Here is a 15,294-nt window from a genome sequence, read left to right as displayed (position 1 = left end):
CGTTGCGTGGAATCGGTCATCCGGGGTCGGGCACGGCCGTTCCTCACCTCACGTCGTCGAGGTTAGGAATCCGGGGCCTCCTGCGGCCCAGTCAGTCCCACCCAGTCGGACAGCCGCAGGGGTGCGCGTCCCGCGCCGTCCTAGCGTGCGGCGACGCAGCCACCCGCGAAGGAGCACAGATGAGCAGCACCGACCTGCAGGGCCGGACAGCCGTGGTCACCGGAGCCGGCGCCGGCCTCGGCCGCGCCGAAGCACTGGCCCTGGCCAGCGCCGGCGCCAACGTCGTCGTCAACGACATGGGGCCGGCAGCAGATGACGTGGTCTGCGAGATCAAGGCGCTGGGAGTCGGCGCGGTCGCGGTCATCGGTGACGTGGGCGACTGGAGCATGGGCGACCGGCTGGTCGCCGCCGCGGTGGAGACCTTCGGCGGCCTCGACATCGTGGTCAACAACGCCGGGATCACCCGCGACACCATGTTGTTCAACCTCACCGAGAGCCAGTGGGACGACGTGATCCGGGTGCACCTCAAGGGTCACGCCGCCGTCTCCCGGGCGGCCGCGGTGCACTGGCGGTCCGCCAGCAAGGCGGCCGGCGGACCGGTCTATGGCCGCGTCGTCAACACCTCGTCGGAAGCCTTCCTCTTCGGCTCGGCCGGTCAGCCGAACTACTCGGCCGCCAAGGCCGGGATCACCGCCCTCACCCTCTCGACCGCTCAGGGGCTCTCCCGCTACGGCGTCACCGCCAACGCGATCTGCCCGCGCGCGCGGACGGAGATGACGGCCGACGTCTTCGACACCGACCCCACCGGCGGCGAGCTGGACATCCTGGCGCCCGAGCGGGTCGCGACCTTCGTCTCCTGGCTGGCCTGCCCCGCGTCCGCCGAGGTCAACGGACAGGTCTTCGTCGTCTACGGCGACATGGTGGCCCTGATGGCGCCGCCCACCGTGGAGCACAAGTTCACCGCCGCCGATGGCGTGTTCTCGGTCGAGGAGCTCTCGCAGCAGGTGGCGCCCTACTTCTCCGGGCGCGGACCGTATGCCAACTTCGCGGCCTACTCGGTGGCCGAGCTCGACACGACGGGCGTGCAGAACCTCGCCAACTGAGTCGGCTTCCCGCTCAGTCCTGAGTCAGCTCGCCAGGACGTAGTCGATGGTGAGGGCCGGCAGCTGACGGCTCATGATGGTCGCGATCGGCGGCGGCCGGGTGGTGTGGGTGTGGCCGGTCGGGCTGGTGGTCTCGATGGTCCCCTCCGGCCCCGGTCTGGCTCGCCAGCCGGGCGCGTCCTTGGCGTAGTTGCAGGCCTCGCAGAGACCTTGGCCGTTGCTGTCGTCGGTGTGGCCGCCGTCTGCGTTGCGTCTCGCATGATCGGTGTGCCGGATCGGGGCGTCGCACCACGGGGTGCGACAGACCTGGTCGCGCAGCCGGATGAACCGGGCCAGTCCACCTCGGAAGCGCCGTCCTCTCGCGTCCATCGAGAGCAGCTCGCCGGTGGCGGGGCTGGTGTAGAGGCGTCGTAGCCAGACCTCCTCGTCGCGATCGCAGGCGTCGGCCACGATCTCGCGGGCCAGCTCGGCCGGGATCGGTCCGAACCCGTCGATGTGGGCAGGGCCGTCGGCCGTGCCGAACAGGGTCCCGTCGGTCATCACCAGACCCAGCGAGACGCGCGGTCCGTGTGTTGGCTCGCTCTGTGCGGGCTCGCTCTGTGTCGGCTGCGCGGTCCGGCGGCCCAGCACGGCGGCGACCAGCGCGTCGGCCATCACCTGTCCCCTCGTCCTGTTGTCGCCACTGGCGCGCGCTGCGGCGGCCGCCTGGCTGAGGATCGCGTGGACGGCGACGCCGTCCTTCACCGGCAGCAGAGCCGTGAGGTAGGTCATCGTGTCGGGCGCGGGCCGCAGCGTCACGCGCCGCTCGGACTCGGCCCTGCGTCGGCGGGCGGTGACCGAGGCGGCATCGAGGCGGGCTGCCTCTCGCAGGCAGGCGCCGGCGACCTCACCGTCACCCATGGCCTCGATCGCTGCTGGGTCGCTGGCGACCAACCTGTCCACCTCGAGCCGGTCCTCGATCGTCAGGCACGCGGTCTCCCGGGCGACGATGGTGGCCTTCCACTCGGTGATCCGGCCCGCCCTCCACGCGTCCCAGGTGTGAGGCAGCTCAGTCGCCGCGATCTTGGCCAGCCCGAGGTGGCGCTTCCCGCGATCGGGCGACTCCCGGCGGGCGAGGGCGACCTGCTGGGCCACGCCGTGGCCCTGCTTCGCGGCCGGCAGTCCCGCTGCTGCCTGCTGGGACCGCTGCGAGGCGTCCAGCTCACGGGCGAGCCACGCCTGCGCCGCGGTCGTGACACAGACGGCCTCCTCGAGCGCCCGGATCGCCTCGACCTTCGCGTCGTCATCGAGCCGGCCGGCGTCCTCGAGCGCGGCGGCCAGCGCGTCCTTCCACTCCCGGATCTTCGACGCGGCCAGCACTCCGCCCGAGCCGCCGGGTGGCGGTCCTTGGATCTGGGTGAGCTGGCCATCGAACATGTCTTCGACCCTAGCCGTGCCCACCGACAACGGGCCCAGCGTCGGGATGTGGGTGTGGACAAGGCTGCTCGGCGCAAGCCTTCTGCACTCCGCCGTCTGTCGGCGCCGCCCGAAACAGCCGCTCATGTCGAGGTCGGGATCGCCAGGGACGCTAAGGGCAGACGCCCACCACGCAAGAATGCGGTCGCGGACGTCGGTCGTGACCAGCGACAGGTGCGAGATCAGCGGATCCCTGGTGCAGTCGTGCTCATCCACTGGGCCGGCTCACCGCTCGTGTCGCACCGTGCTGCGAGTGGCGAGCGATCAGACGCCCGCATCTGGCTCCCCTCTGTGTCAAGAAGCTGTCGGTAGTGGGGTCCTAGGATCTGTGGTGGCGGGTCCGGGAAGTGGCTTGTCCGAAGAGTTGGTCTGGGGCTGTGAGCCGGCCGCGCTGGAGTCAGAGTCGTTGCCCCGTTGCCCTCCCGGGCCCGTCCTCGAACCAGTAGCGGTGTGGGCGACCGTGTCGTCGAGCATGGTCTTGTAGACGATGTTCGACAGTCGCCGTTTCAGCGCACGCATCGCTTCCATCGACGTCTTGCCCTCGGCTTTGCGGCGGTCGTAGTAGGCCCGGCCCTCGGTTGCGTTGCGTAGTTGGACAGTCGCCATGATGTGCACGACCCGGTTGATCTGCCGGTTCCCGGCACGCGACAGCCGATGGCGGACCTGGTCGCCCGAGGACGCGTCGATCGGTGCGGTGCCGTTCCATGAGGCGAAGTGGTCACGGTCAGGGAAGCGGGTGATGTCGCCGACCTCGACCAGCAACTGGGCTGCCCCAGAGGGTCCGATGCCGTGCAGGTCCAGCAAGGTGGTGCCGGTGGCCTTGACCAACTCAGTCAGTTCTTTGTTCGCCGCCTTCTTCCGCGCGTAGATCCGTTCCAGGTCTGCGACCAGCTCGGCGGCGACCCGGCGACGGGTCTTGCCCACGACGTCTCGTGGGCGAGCCTTGGCCAGCAGCGCCTTGGCCTGGGCGGCGGACAAGTCTTTCTTCGCACCTCCCGGGACCAGCTCGAGCAGCAGCTGGTGCAGCTGGGAAGTCTTACGGGTGTGCTCGTCGCCCAGCGAGCGGCGGCGATCTACCAGGAGTCGTAGGACCGCGAGCTGCTCGTCGTCCACCACGGGTCGTAGCCCGGCCATTCGGGTCCCGACCAGCGCAACCGAGTGGGCGTCAGTGGCGTCGGTCTTGCGTCCTTGGCCGGTGGCGAAGACTCGCGTGCGTGCTGCCAGCTTCGGTGGGACGTCGACGACTTCCTCGCCCGCGGCGAGGAGTCGGACCGCCACGTGGTGACCGATCCCATTGCAGCCCTCGATCGCCCAGATGTGGTCCGGGAACTGGCTGACATAGCGCCTCATCTCGGCGAAACCGCCCTGATCGGTGGCGTACCGGCCGCCGCCGAGGACGGTCTCGTCGGCAGCCATCACCTCGATCGTGACCGACCTCTTGTGCGGGTCCATCCCGATCACCACGCGGGTAGTAGATGTGTTCTTCACTTGCTCCTCCGATGCTCGTCCCATCACTGGATGTCGAGTCGGGAGGGCAACGCTACTTCGAGCCGAGCAAACCCCTCTTGAGCCTCTCCGGACCCTGGCGACGCCCGGTCCGCGCAGGCCAAATGAGAGCCACACGACTCAGCGTGGGCAGCCGCAATGAGAGCGACGGACCGGGCGCCTGGACCGAGCCTTGCCAGACGTCGGTCCTGCGTCAATGAAACAAGTAGCCGCGTCGAGGGCGGCCACGCTCCCACGCAACTGCCGCGACCCAGGCATCCGCACATGTCGATGAGCGTGCGCCATCACCGCCTGGACCTGAGCGCTGAGCCTGTTGGTCGTTGGCGTGCCGTGACTCGTGACCTCCGTTGCGTCAAGACTCGGGTCTGACAGACATCGACCGGCTTGATCCTTCCGGACAGGGCAGCGAGGTTCAGCATGGCAGCATGCGGCGCATGAGCGATCAGCCTGCGGAGCGCGCGGTCCAGCCGGAGTCGGGCCTGACCGACGACAGCTTCTCGCCTGTGTGGGCCGACGACGACCGCCCGCGCATCCCGCGCGTGGCCGCCGAGCGTGAGGCGCTCGCGGCATACTTGGACTACTACCGGGCGACGGTTGAGCTGAAGTGCCGGGGGCTGACCGCGGAGCAGGCCCGGACCCAGTCCGTGCCACCCTCGGCCTTGTCACTGCATGGTCTGATTCGACACCTCGCCGGTGTCGAGCGCTGGTGGTTCCAGCAGAACTTCGAGCGCCGCGACGTGCCGTTCCTCTTCTTCACGCCAGACAATCCCGACCTTGACTTCGATCCGCCCTCGGACGCCGACTTCGCCGCCGACCTGGAGGTCTGGCGGGCGGAGTGCGCGACCTCCCGTGAGATCGTCGCCGCTCACCACCTCGACGACACCGCCCGGCCGTTGGACTGGCAGGAGGACGTCGACCTGCGCTGGCTGGTGCTGCGGATGATCAGCGAATATGCCCAGCACTGCGGGCACGCTGACCTGCTTCGTGAGCGGATCGACGGGAGGACCGGCGCCTGAGCCCGGAGCGTCCGCCCATGCCGCCGAACGCAAGATCCGCTGGCGATCGCCGCTGCGACGCGGCAACATGACGCGCGATGTGGACCTCGACGTACGACGACCTGCTGGCGCACGCCCGATCGCTGATCGCCACCACCGATCGCATCCCCGTGATCGGGATCAGCGGGCACGGAGGATCCGGCAAGTCGACCTTGGCCGAGAAGCTCGGCGCTGACCTGGGCCTCACTCCCGACCAGGTCGTCCCGACCGACTGCTTCTACGCCACGACGTGCGGCCCGCACGCCGGCATGTGGGAACAACATGACTGGCGACTCATCGAGGAACTGGTCCGGACTGTGCGCAGCGTCCCAGCGCCTGATCGACTCCGCTTCGACTATCGCTGGTGGACGGGCCAGACAGGCGTCGAGGACCATCCGATGCCTCCGATCCTCATCATCGAGGGCATCCGACTCATCCACGACGGCACGCAGGACTGGTTCGACCTGACCGTGTGGATCGAGGTCGACCCCGAAGTCGCCGGCGCCCGGGCGAAGGCGCGGAACCTGCTTCAGGGCGACGACCAGGAGGAGCTCGACCTCTGGGACACGAAGTGGATCCCAGAAGGACATGCGTATGCGGCTGAGGTGGACCCGGCCCGGTCGGCCGACCTGGTGCTGTCCGCCAGTTCAGCGCTCACGGACTCCTCAACTATTTGGGTTCCCTGAGCCGAGGACCAGCACGACGAAGGCGATGAGGAATCCCACGTAGGCCACCATGACGCCGGCCGGGACCAGGGTCAGGACCAAGGCCGCGACTCGGAACCGGCGGGTCTGTGACCGCAACCCCGCCACGGCGAAGGCACAACCGAGAGCCGACGACATCGCGAGGACGAGCGTGCCCGCGCCCAATGCCGCGCCGTATGTGTCGTCGAATGCCAAGAGGACCATCAGTACGACCGCCGGCACACCGACGGCCAACGAGATCAGGTAGGCGGTGTCGCTGCGCTGCCCGGACAGCGAGACGACGTTCTCGGCGGGGACGCGTTCGACCGACCCGTCGACATAGGTCACCTCAACAACCTGGAAATGCGACATGGGAGCCGCTCCGGGCGGCCCCGGGACGGTGTACGTGTAGGGATCGCTCACCAAGGCGATCTCCGAGCGGGGCGTCCAGCGCTTCGTCACGGCACACCGGCGTCAGCCGTCTTGCCTGGGGCCTGGTGGTCGAGGGGCCCCAGAACTCGCCCGACCGTCCCCGCCGGGTGGTCCATGTCAGGCAGAGTGCCAGATGCGCAGCGCCCGCGGAGTCTCTCCGCCGCGATTGCTCCACACCAGGCGACCGGCGACAACGGCCGGGATCAGCACGGGGGAAGTGCGCCTCGACCGGGGTGCGGACGTCGGCGGGGCGGCTCCGCTGGTGGAGGAGACCCCGTTAGCGTCCGGGGGTGGCCAGTTCTCGACGATCCAGTGCTCGACGCAGCGCGTCGTCGCGCCGGAGCGGCACGCAGCAGCGACCGCTGCCGGTCGCCGGGCCGGGCGAACGGCTGTGGGTGCTCGATGTCCCGTACGGGACGCAGGTCGACGGGGCCACCTGGCACCCTGCCGTCAAGACCCACCTGTACGTGGGGCGCGCCTTGCCCGCGCACCTTGCGCCGTGCTCTCCGGGGCCGTACACGCTCGGTCGGTTCATCGAGAACACCCTCAACCCTGACCAACCCACGCCCAGCCTCGAGCCGACCGACGCGCTCGAGCCTCGCAGGATCCAGTTCGAAGCGGCTGATGCGATCGCGGCGCGCGCTGCGGCGGGCGGACGGCAGTTCCTGCTCGCCGACGAGCCGGGCGTCGGCAAGACGATCGCCGCGGTCCTCGGGGCGACGGCCGTGGGTGACCTCCGCGGTGCGCGCCGGGTGCTCGTCGTGGCCGACCGGCCCGCCGCGATCACCATCGGCCACTGGTGCCGCACGATCACGGCGCTCGGGGATGGGGGGCTGGAATGGGTCGTGATCACGTGGGACCGGCTGGAGAAGGTCAAGGATCACACCTGGGACGTGATCATCGCGGACGAGGCCCACGCCCTGCGGCGTACGACGACGAAGCGGTGGAAGCTCTGGGCGCGGATCTCGGGACACGGGCAGCCGCACGACAAGGCCCCGTTCGTCATCGCGACGACGGCGACGCCCGGACACACGCCGCTCGAGCTGCCCTACCTCGCTCCGGCCTATGCGCAGGTGCTGGGCGAGCCGATGAAGGAGTGGACCTCGGCGGCGCGACCCGGTGAAACCTTCGCCGCCGCGCTCGAACGTCACGGGGTCGGGGTGGAACAGGGACGCTACGGCGCGACGTGGACCACCGATCCGGCCCGGCGGGCTGCGGACCTCAAGCTCGTGCGCGGCTGGCTCGACGAAGAGCGGCCTCCAGCGATGCTGCACCGAGCTGCGGCCTGGGGGCCGGTGCCGATCTCGGGCATGCCCGTGACGCTCACGCCGACCGAGCGGACGGCCTACGAGGCGGAGTGGGGCGAGTTCTGTCGCGAGATGGACATCGCCCGGCGCGGTCGCAACAAGGCGTTGGGTCGGGCCGCCCTCCTGCGGTTCCGGCAGAAGGCCGGGCTCATTCGCGTCGACTCGACGGTTGCCTGGATCGCCCAGCAGGTCGACAGCGAACGACAGGTGGCGTGCTCGGTCGAGTTCGTGGCGACGGCCGCCGACCCGATCGCCGACCGACTGCGTGACTCCGGCATCGACGTTGCCACGATCTACGGCCGCGACCGGTTCGATCCAGAGGCCGAGCGACTGCGGTTCCAGACCGGTCAGGCGAAGGTCTGCGTCTTCACCACGGTCGCCTCGATCAGCCTGCACGCCGGCGAGACCCTCGCCGACGGTCGCAGTGCGAGCACGGAGTCGCGGGTCGGTGTCTTCCACCAGGCGCGCTTCTCGGGCATTGCCGGGCGGCAGGTGACCGGCCGCACCCACCGCGACCACCAGGTCTCGCCGTGGCACATCGCGTATGCCGAAGGCACCGTCGAGGAACAGGTCGGCAAGGTGATGGTGGAGCGGATCGCCGCGGCCTCCGACACAGTGGGCGGCGACACCACCGGGCTCGCCGATCTCGCCCAGCTCCTCGGAGCCGACTGGCTGCCAGTCACGGCCCTGACCGAGGAGGGCGCCTGACGGGCTCGGATTGATGCGGGTCCGGGTGTCCGCCGCTCACACGTAGATGTTGTCGTGCTTCTCCATGAACTCCCGCAGCTCGTCGTGGCTCGGGGTCCAGCGCCCCTCGGCGAGCTCGACCAGCGCTTCGAAGTAGGCCTCACGGGGGGCGCCGGGCGCGAAGAGGATCAGCAGCGAGGCAGGCTCGCCTGACTCGTTGCGGAAGCCGTGGAGGCCTCCCTCCGGCACGTGGAGGAAGTCGCCCGGTCGGCCCTCCAGCCAGGTGCTGCCATTGAAGAGCTGGACCGTGCCCGAGACCACGAAGAAGGACTCGCTGATGGTCCGGTGGAAGTGCGGCTGTGCCCCGGCCGGCTCCTGGCCCATGTCCCATCGGTAGAGCCCGAAGCGGCCGTCAGTCGTCGCCCCCGTGGCCAGGTAGCTCGCCGAGCCACCGGGAAGAGGCAGGTCGGGTGGCGTGGTCGCCGGGCGGTAGCGAGCCAGGGCGTCGCCGTTGCCGAAGTACGTGGGGTCCGGGTACGACATGCTCGGACGCTATCTGCGACCTGAGCGGTCCGGAAGTCCAACCCTGGGCCTGGCCGTCCTCAGTGCCGCCCCACGTCGCCGCGTACCGGTTGGGTAGCTGATCCTCGACAAGCGTGAATGGCGGCAGGACGGACCCGAATCTCAGGACGTGCCCGGCGGGCGGTCCAGCACCTTTGGCACGTACTCGACGAGCTGGATCTGGCCGTCGAAGGTGCGGCTGTCAATCATGTCGAGGGCGACGTCGGGATAGCCGTCGTAGATCCGCTCGCTGCCCGTTGCCCCCGTGATCACGGGGAACACCACCACCCGGAACCGGTCAACCAGCCCAGCCACCAACAGGGACCGGCAGAGAGCAAGGCTGCCGATGGTGCGCATCGACTTCTCGCCGGTGTCCTTCATCTCCCGTACGGCCTCGGCCGCATCGCCGGCGATCAAGGTCGAATTCTCCCACTGCAGCGGGCCGGCCAGCGTCCTGGAGAAGACGGTTTTGGACATGCCCCCCAAGACGTCAGTCCCCGGTTCGCCTTCCTCGGTGAGGCCGTGCATGAGCCTGTAGGTGTTGGCGCCCATCAGGACCATGTAGTCCTGCTCAGGACTCTCCGCCAACCACGCGAGGTACTCCGGTCCCTCCAAACCCCACCAGCCAGGCCAGCCCTCTGCCGAGGCATACCCGTCGAGCGAAGTGATGAAGTCGACCACCAACTCGGGCATCTTTCACTCCTCCCTATGCGATGACCAGTCTGCACCGAGAAGCGCTCCCGGGTACGACGCCCCTTGACAAAGGTGCGTCGTTTCCGACGCGTGTGCGTTTGGGCCTCGTTGTCCCGCGCTGCCTGGGCAGCGATGGCTACGCGAGCCGCTCAACCGCCGCGCCGGCACGAATCGTGCGTGGGACCTCAGCGACTTCGTCGACCGCAGCACCGAGGCGAACCAGGTCCTCGGCCGAAGCCCGCGAGTCCAGGGTCACGGAGTAGGCAATACCGGTCGATCGCCATTCGTCGTCAAAGCCGCCATCGGCCTCGACCGCGACGCCGGACACCTCGATCCCGAGCTTCTCCGCCTCACGGTAGGTGTCGTTGAGAACGCACAGGGCCACTGACAGATGTAGCAGCTGAGCGCCGTTTCCAGCCGGGCTGGCCACGACACCCCCATCCGTCCAGAGATGGTGCAGCACGACCCCTTCGTCGGCGCGAAGGGTTCCGGCGGTCACGCGCACGCCGAGAGGTGACAGGTTCATGCGCAGATTCTGCCCATAGAGACGGCGCAATCCGAGGCATCGCAGCAGAGATGCGCCTGTCCGCCGCGAGCCGTGCAAGGCAATGACGCATGATGTCTATCCCCGTGGAGTCGCACCAAAGGCATCGCGTGGATGGTTCCCCGGAGGCTGCGGGTGTGCTTGGCTCAATTGTGCAGCAAGTTCGAATCGTCCCTGCCTCGCCTGCCTATGAATCCGCAATCGTGTCCCTGCTCGATCAACTCGGCGAGTCCTCACACTGTTGGTGCCAGTTTCACCGGTGCTCGGCAGACCTCTGGTCGTCGCGGGAGACCCGGGATAATCGAGAGGCTCTCGTCAACCTCGTACGGGACGGCCGCGAGCCGGGGCTCCTAACCCTGTCCGGGGAAAGAGCCGTCGGCTGGGCCGCAGTCGCTCCCCTCGCCGAGCTCGACCGGCTCACCGCGTCACCGTTCCTGCCGCAGCTCAGACCAGACTGTGACGACCTCGACACTCGGTGGTCGATCACCTGCTTCGTGGTGCTTGCGCAGGCGCGCGGGACGGGATTGGTGCGCCAGCTGGTCGCCGAGTCGGTGACCTTCGCCCGCTCGCGTGGCGCCACCTCGATCGAGGCGTACCCGGTTGACGTGACGACACAGGCGCCGCAGTTGTCCGAGCGTCTCTACTCCGGCACGTTGCCCGTCTTCCTCAGTGCTGGATTCGTTGAGGTGGCTCGCCTGGGTCCCTACAACGCCTTGGTCGTGCGGCAACCGGCGTGAGGTGTGCAGGTTGGCATTGGTGGTGAACGTGGAACCTGCTGCATCCGGCCGCTACAGCACTCAAGGACGCGACCTCGACCAGGCCGTCCGCGGCAAGCAGCCAGAACCGGTGACCACCTCTACGCAGTCGCCACCAGCGGGGCAACTTCGTTGCCGAGGAGCTCGATACCGCGGAGAAGGTCGTCGTGGGCCAGCCGCGGGTTGGTCATTTGCAGAGACAGTCGGTTCACGCCACCCAGCTGTTCAGAGACGCGATGGATCTTGTCGGCCACCGTCTGCGGGTCGCCCATGAAGAATGCGCCGTTCGGGCCAGACGTGGCGTCGAACTGTTGCCGGGTCGGCCGGGGGAAGCCTCGCTCCCTGGAGACCTTGGTGAACATCTCCTCCCATCCCGGGTAGATGGTGTCTGCCGCTTCCTGGGTGCTGTCGGCGACAAACCCGAAGACGTGCAACCCCACCTGGAGCTTGTCCGGCGAGTGACCGGCCTCAGCGCCCGCGCGCCGATAGAGATCCACGAGCGGAGCGAACTGTCGCGGCTCGCCGCCGATGATCGCCACCATCAGTGGCAGGCCAAGCAGTCCGGCGCGGGCGAATGACTCGGGGGTCCCGCCGACACCGACCCAGATCGGAAGCGGGTCCTGCACCGGGCGCGGATAGACGCTCTGACGGACCAGGGCCGGACGATGCCGCCCCGACCAGGTCACCTCTGCAGCATCGCGGATCCGCAGAAGCAGCTCGAGCTTCTCGGTGAACAGCGAGTCATAGTCGGCGAGGTCCAGTCCGAAGAGAGGGAAAGCCTCCGTGAACGAGCCGCGGCCCACCACCAGATCAATCCGTCCCTTTGAAATGATGTCCAGGGTCGCGAACTGCTGGAACACCCGCACCGGGTCGGCCGCACTCAACACCGTCACCGCGCTGCCGAGCCGGATGCGCTCCGTGCGGGCGGCTGCGGCCGCCAGGATGACTGCTGGGGCCGAATCGAAGTACTCGCTGCGGTGGTGCTCGCCGATGCCGAAGGAGTAGAGCCCGACGCGGTCCGCGAGCGTGATCTCCTCCAGCAGGTGCTCCATCCGCTCCGCAGGCCCGATGACGTGGCCGGTGGCGGGATCCGTCACGGTGGAGACGAAGCTGTCCACGCCTAGATGCATCGTTGCCTCTCCTAGCTCATCGGGTGGGTCGACTCATCGTTCCACGCTCGCGAAGCCGCAGGCAGCGACGCGTCGTGCCGCCGCCTGTCGGCGGCCTCCGGTTACCGGAGCACACCTACATCGGAGAACTCATCGTGGCCCCTATTCCGTTGGCGGGTGAGGACGTACATTGACAAACTCCGGACAAGGATGTGGAGGTCCACGTGCGCTCAAGGACGAATACACGCGTCGCCGCTGTCGCCCTCGCCGGGCTCGGCCTCGCGACCCTGGTGACCGGTGCAGCGGAGGCCGGCAACGGCAAGCCGCCGTCGGGCTCGAGCACCGGGTCGGGTCAGGTCTTCTACCCCAACCCGGTTGCGTCGCTGCAGGACCAGACCCTCACCGACCAGAACGACGCGGACTACGCGGCCCTCGCACCGGCGTACCGAACCGTCACGCTGACCAACCTCGACGGCAGCGGCTACCTCGTCGGCGACTGGGCCAACGTCGTCAGCGAGACTGGCGACCGGGCCTACTCCCCGACCAACACCTTCATCTACCGGCGCAACGACGACCGGTTCGAGCAGGTGATGGCCTACTACTGGGTCACCGAGACGCAGAAGTACATCCAGAGCCTCGGCTTCGGCACCGGCACCTACGCGCCGGTCAACATGGAGTCACAGGACCTGCGCATCAACCAGTGGGGAGCCGACAACAGCTTCTCGTGGGACAAGAAGGACATGATCAAGCTCGGCAAGGGCGGCGTGGACGACGGCGAGGACGCCGAAGTGATCATCCACGAGTACGGCCACGCCGTGCACGACGCCCAGGTGGCGGGCTTCGGCACGAGCATCGAGGCCGGCGCCATCGGTGAGGCGTTCGGCGACTACCTCGCCGTCACGGTCACCAACGTGCTCGCCCCCACGGCCGACGCCCCGTGCGTCGCCGACTGGGACGCGGTGTCGTACGACCCGTCAGCCCCGCACTGCCTGCGGCGCATCGACACCAACCTGACCTACGCCGACCGGCGCGGCCAGGTGCACTTCGACGGCCAGATCTGGTCACGCGCGCTGTGGGACATCCGCAACAAGCTCGGTGCGACGAAGGCCGACACGCTGATCCTGCAGTCGCAGTTCTCGTTCGCGCCGGACACGACGTTCGCCGCGGCAGCCGATCACACGATCCGCACGGCGGAGCTCTTCCGTGATCAGGGGAAGCTGTCGCAGGCCGAGGTCAACGCGGTCCGCAACGCGTTCATCGACCGTGGCATAGCCGTCACCGAGTAGCGCTCGGTCGGTTCCGTCGAGGTGACACTTCAGGACGAGTGAGCAGGAGCCGTCACGTGAGCAAATCGGCCGGCGGCACCGTCGGCCCGGCTGGCCCCCCGGTCGCGTCCCGACCGGAGTCGATACGCAACGTCCTGGTCGTGGGGGCGGCGGGTGCGGGAAAGACCACCCTCGTCGAGCGGCTGTTGGTCCGTGCGGGGGTGCTCAACCGTGCCGGGAGCACCGAGGACGGCACCACGGTGTGCGACTTCGACGAGATCGAGCATCGTCAGCAGCGCTCCGTCGCCCTCGCGCTCGCCCCGTTGGTCCACGACGGGGTGAAGGTGAACCTGCTGGACGCCCCGGGGTGCGTCGACTTCATCGGCGAGGTGCGCGCAGGCTTGCGCGCAGCGGACTGCGCCCTGTTCGTCATCGCCGCCAACGAGGGGGTCGACGAGCAGACCGTGGCGCTGTGGCGCGAGTGCGCCGACGTAGCCATGCCCCGCGCTGTTGCCGTCACCAAGCTCGACCGCCCCCGCGCCGACTTCGATGACGTGGTGGCGCAGGCCCAAGACGCCTTCGGCGACCGGGTGCTCCCGGTCTACCTGCACGACGGCAGACGTCTCGTCGGTCTGATCACCGGTGATCACGGGCACGCCGAGCAACGAGCGGCGCTCATCGAGGGCATCATCGAGGAGTCCGAGGACGAGACCTTGATGGAGCGTTATCTCGCCGGCAAGGAGATCGACACGGCTCTTCTCGTCCGAGACCTGGAGCTCGCCGTTGCGCGGGGATCGTTGCACCCTGTCGTCCCGGTCGACTCGACCAGTGGTGTGGGGGCCACGGAGCTGCTCGACCTCATGGTGTCCGCATTTCCCTCACCGCTCGAGCACCCGATACCCACCGTGTACACCCCTGCAGGCGGCCCGGGCCCGAAGATCGAGTGCGAGCCGTCCGGTCCGCTGGTGGCCGAGGTGGTCAAGACGACAACCGATCCCTACGTGGGGCGCGTCAGTCTGGTGCGGGTGTTCTCGGGGACCGTACGGCCCGACGCAACCGTGCACGTGTCCGGGCACCGTTCGGCCTGGGCCACCGGCGTCGACCCGGCCTCGAGCCACGAGGACCACGACGAGGTGGAGCGGATCGGGACCCTCTCGGTGCCCTTGGGCAAGACCCAGCGTCCGGCCCCAGCAGTGACTGCCGGCGACATCTGCGCCATCGGGCGGCTCAGGCATGCCGAGACCAGCGACACGCTTGCCTCCGTCGACGCGCCGCTGGTGCTGCAGCCGTGGCGAATGCCGGAGCCCCAGCTGCCGCTGGCCATCCGGGTGCGGTCGAAGATCGACGAGGACAAGCTGGCCCCGGGACTCCAGCGGCTGGCCGCCGAGGACCCGACGCTGCGGGTCGAGCACAACCCGGAGACCCACCAGATCGTGCTGTGGACGATGGGAGAGGCCCACGCGGACGTCGTGCTCGACCGGCTCGCCAACCGGTACGGCGTGCCTGTCGAGGAGGTCGAGCTCCGGGTCCCTCTGCGGGAGACGTTCGCCCGGCCCGCCACCGGACACGGCCGGCACGTGAAGCAGAGCGGAGGGCACGGGCAGTACGCCGTGTGCACCATCGAGGTCGAGCCGCTCCCGGAGGGCAGCGGGTTCGAGTTCGTCGACCGCGTGGTCGGCGGAGCGGTGCCACGCCAGTTCATCCCCTCGGTCGAGAAGGGAGTCCGGTCACAGATGAGCCGCGGGGTCGAGACCGGCTACCCGATGGTCGACATCAGGGTGACCCTGACCGACGGCAAGGCCCACAGCGTCGACTCCTCCGACATGGCGTTCCAGACGGCGGGTGGGCTGGCACTGTGCGACGCCGCGACCCGCGGAGGCGTATGCCTGCTCGAGCCGGTCGACGAGGTCTCGGTGCTCATCTGTGACAACCTGGTCGGGACGGTCATGGGAGACCTTTCGGCGCGACGTGGGAAGGTCCTGGGCAGCGAGACGGCCGATGAGCCAGGCATGGTGGTGGTCAGGGCTCACGTGCCACAGATCGAGCTGAGCCGCTACTCCACCGAGCTGCGCTCCCTCACGCACGGATCGGCGTCCTTCACGCGTACGTTCGCCCACTACGAGCGGGTCCCGTGACCTCTGTCCTGGCCGCTCTGAGGGG

14 protein-coding genes are annotated in these 15,294 nt (G+C 68.7%); 7 read left to right on the top strand and 7 right to left on the bottom strand.

Annotation, left to right across the window (positions count from 1 at the left end):
* The first annotated feature begins 179 nt into the window (after nucleotides 1–179).
* A complete protein-coding gene (locus G7071_RS12580) occupies nucleotides 180–1,103 on the top strand; it encodes a 3-oxoacyl-ACP reductase (RefSeq protein ID WP_166319300.1) in 924 nt (307 codons plus the stop codon).
* A 24-nt stretch (nucleotides 1,104–1,127) separates the two neighbouring features.
* Here the strand turns inward: G7071_RS12580 and G7071_RS12575 are convergent, their stop codons facing one another.
* On the bottom strand, nucleotides 1,128–2,519 hold the full coding sequence (locus tag G7071_RS12575) for an HNH endonuclease signature motif containing protein (protein ID WP_166319299.1): 1,392 nt from the start codon (nucleotides 2,517–2,519) through the stop codon (nucleotides 1,128–1,130).
* Between the two features lie 333 nt (nucleotides 2,520–2,852).
* Entirely contained in the window at nucleotides 2,853–4,070 is a 1,218-nt protein-coding gene (locus G7071_RS12570; protein ID WP_206062790.1) for an IS110 family RNA-guided transposase, read from the bottom strand.
* Nucleotides 4,071–4,498: 428 nt separating this feature from the next.
* Here G7071_RS12570 and G7071_RS12565 point away from each other — a divergent pair, with 428 nt between their 5' ends.
* Together G7071_RS12565 and G7071_RS12560 are read left to right on the top strand one after the other, a co-directional pair.
* The gene (locus G7071_RS12565; RefSeq protein ID WP_166319297.1) at nucleotides 4,499–5,080 is read left to right on the top strand and encodes a DinB family protein; all 582 of its coding nucleotides are present in this window, start codon (nucleotides 4,499–4,501) and stop codon (nucleotides 5,078–5,080) included.
* 77 nt (nucleotides 5,081–5,157) lie between these two features.
* Nucleotides 5,158–5,784 (top strand): hypothetical protein, encoded by a 627-nt coding sequence (locus tag G7071_RS12560; protein WP_166319295.1) that lies wholly within the window; start codon nucleotides 5,158–5,160, stop codon nucleotides 5,782–5,784.
* Here G7071_RS12560 and G7071_RS12555 read toward each other — a convergent pair.
* Nucleotides 5,764–6,153, bottom strand: a complete 390-nt coding sequence (locus G7071_RS12555; RefSeq protein ID WP_166319293.1) for a hypothetical protein — start codon at nucleotides 6,151–6,153, stop codon at nucleotides 5,764–5,766. The genes G7071_RS12560 and G7071_RS12555 overlap by 21 nt on opposite strands.
* Nucleotides 6,154–6,503: 350 nt before the next feature.
* On the opposite strand from G7071_RS12555, the gene G7071_RS12550 reads away from it, so the two are divergent.
* Entirely contained in the window at nucleotides 6,504–8,228 is a 1,725-nt protein-coding gene (locus tag G7071_RS12550; protein WP_166319291.1) for a DEAD/DEAH box helicase, read from the top strand.
* A gap of 36 nt (nucleotides 8,229–8,264) precedes the next feature.
* On the opposite strand, the gene G7071_RS12545 is transcribed toward G7071_RS12550, so the two are convergent.
* The 3 genes from G7071_RS12545 to G7071_RS12535 form a co-directional block, all read right to left on the bottom strand.
* Entirely contained in the window at nucleotides 8,265–8,750 is a 486-nt protein-coding gene (locus G7071_RS12545; RefSeq protein WP_166319289.1) for a cupin domain-containing protein, read from the bottom strand.
* Nucleotides 8,751–8,891: 141 nt separating this feature from the next.
* Nucleotides 8,892–9,461 (bottom strand): dihydrofolate reductase family protein, encoded by a 570-nt coding sequence (locus G7071_RS12540; protein ID WP_166319287.1) that lies wholly within the window; start codon nucleotides 9,459–9,461, stop codon nucleotides 8,892–8,894.
* A gap of 136 nt (nucleotides 9,462–9,597) precedes the next feature.
* A complete protein-coding gene (locus G7071_RS12535; RefSeq protein ID WP_166319285.1) occupies nucleotides 9,598–9,987 on the bottom strand; it encodes an OsmC family protein in 390 nt (129 codons plus the stop codon).
* Between the two features lie 221 nt (nucleotides 9,988–10,208).
* Here G7071_RS12535 and G7071_RS12530 point away from each other — a divergent pair, with 221 nt between their 5' ends.
* Nucleotides 10,209–10,742, top strand: coding sequence for a GNAT family N-acetyltransferase (locus G7071_RS12530; protein WP_166319283.1), 534 nt, complete (start codon nucleotides 10,209–10,211; stop codon nucleotides 10,740–10,742).
* A 119-nt stretch (nucleotides 10,743–10,861) separates the two neighbouring features.
* Here G7071_RS12530 and G7071_RS12525 read toward each other — a convergent pair whose 3' ends face one another.
* Nucleotides 10,862–11,890, bottom strand: coding sequence for an Atu2307/SP_0267 family LLM class monooxygenase (locus G7071_RS12525; protein ID WP_166319281.1), 1,029 nt, complete (start codon nucleotides 11,888–11,890; stop codon nucleotides 10,862–10,864).
* A gap of 203 nt (nucleotides 11,891–12,093) precedes the next feature.
* Here G7071_RS12525 and G7071_RS12520 point away from each other — a divergent pair, with 203 nt between their 5' ends.
* Both G7071_RS12520 and G7071_RS12515 read left to right on the top strand, forming a co-directional pair.
* Nucleotides 12,094–13,155: a M36 family metallopeptidase gene (locus tag G7071_RS12520; RefSeq protein WP_206062789.1), complete on the top strand. Its 1,062-nt coding sequence runs from the start codon at nucleotides 12,094–12,096 to the stop codon at nucleotides 13,153–13,155.
* A 56-nt stretch (nucleotides 13,156–13,211) separates the two neighbouring features.
* Nucleotides 13,212–15,269: an elongation factor G-like protein EF-G2 gene (locus G7071_RS12515; protein ID WP_166319279.1), complete on the top strand. Its 2,058-nt coding sequence runs from the start codon at nucleotides 13,212–13,214 to the stop codon at nucleotides 15,267–15,269.
* Nucleotides 15,270–15,294 lie beyond the last annotated feature (25 nt).

The sequence above is a fragment of the Nocardioides piscis genome (genome assembly GCF_011300215.1).
Taxonomy (GTDB): domain Bacteria; phylum Actinomycetota; class Actinomycetes; order Propionibacteriales; family Nocardioidaceae; genus Nocardioides; species Nocardioides piscis.
The sequence above is the reverse complement of the archived record's forward strand: the minus strand, read 5'-3'. Positions and strand labels throughout refer to the sequence as shown.

Excerpts from the sequence above, each read along its gene's own strand:
- G7071_RS12580 (WP_166319300.1), top strand. The coding sequence starts at position 180 with ATGAGCAGCACCGACCTGCAGGGCCGGACAGCCGTGGTCACCGGAGCC.
- G7071_RS12575 (WP_166319299.1), bottom strand. The coding sequence starts at position 2,519 with ATGTTCGATGGCCAGCTCACCCAGATCCAAGGACCGCCACCCGGCGGC.
- G7071_RS12570 (WP_206062790.1), bottom strand. The coding sequence starts at position 4,070 with ATGGGACGAGCATCGGAGGAGCAAGTGAAGAACACATCTACTACCCGC.
- G7071_RS12565 (WP_166319297.1), top strand. The coding sequence starts at position 4,499 with ATGAGCGATCAGCCTGCGGAGCGCGCGGTCCAGCCGGAGTCGGGCCTG.
- G7071_RS12560 (WP_166319295.1), top strand. The coding sequence starts at position 5,158 with ATGTGGACCTCGACGTACGACGACCTGCTGGCGCACGCCCGATCGCTG.
- G7071_RS12555 (WP_166319293.1), bottom strand. The coding sequence starts at position 6,153 with ATGTCGCATTTCCAGGTTGTTGAGGTGACCTATGTCGACGGGTCGGTC.
- G7071_RS12545 (WP_166319289.1), bottom strand. The coding sequence starts at position 8,750 with ATGTCGTACCCGGACCCCACGTACTTCGGCAACGGCGACGCCCTGGCT.
- G7071_RS12540 (WP_166319287.1), bottom strand. The coding sequence starts at position 9,461 with ATGCCCGAGTTGGTGGTCGACTTCATCACTTCGCTCGACGGGTATGCC.
- G7071_RS12535 (WP_166319285.1), bottom strand. The coding sequence starts at position 9,987 with ATGAACCTGTCACCTCTCGGCGTGCGCGTGACCGCCGGAACCCTTCGC.
- G7071_RS12525 (WP_166319281.1), bottom strand. The coding sequence starts at position 11,890 with ATGCATCTAGGCGTGGACAGCTTCGTCTCCACCGTGACGGATCCCGCC.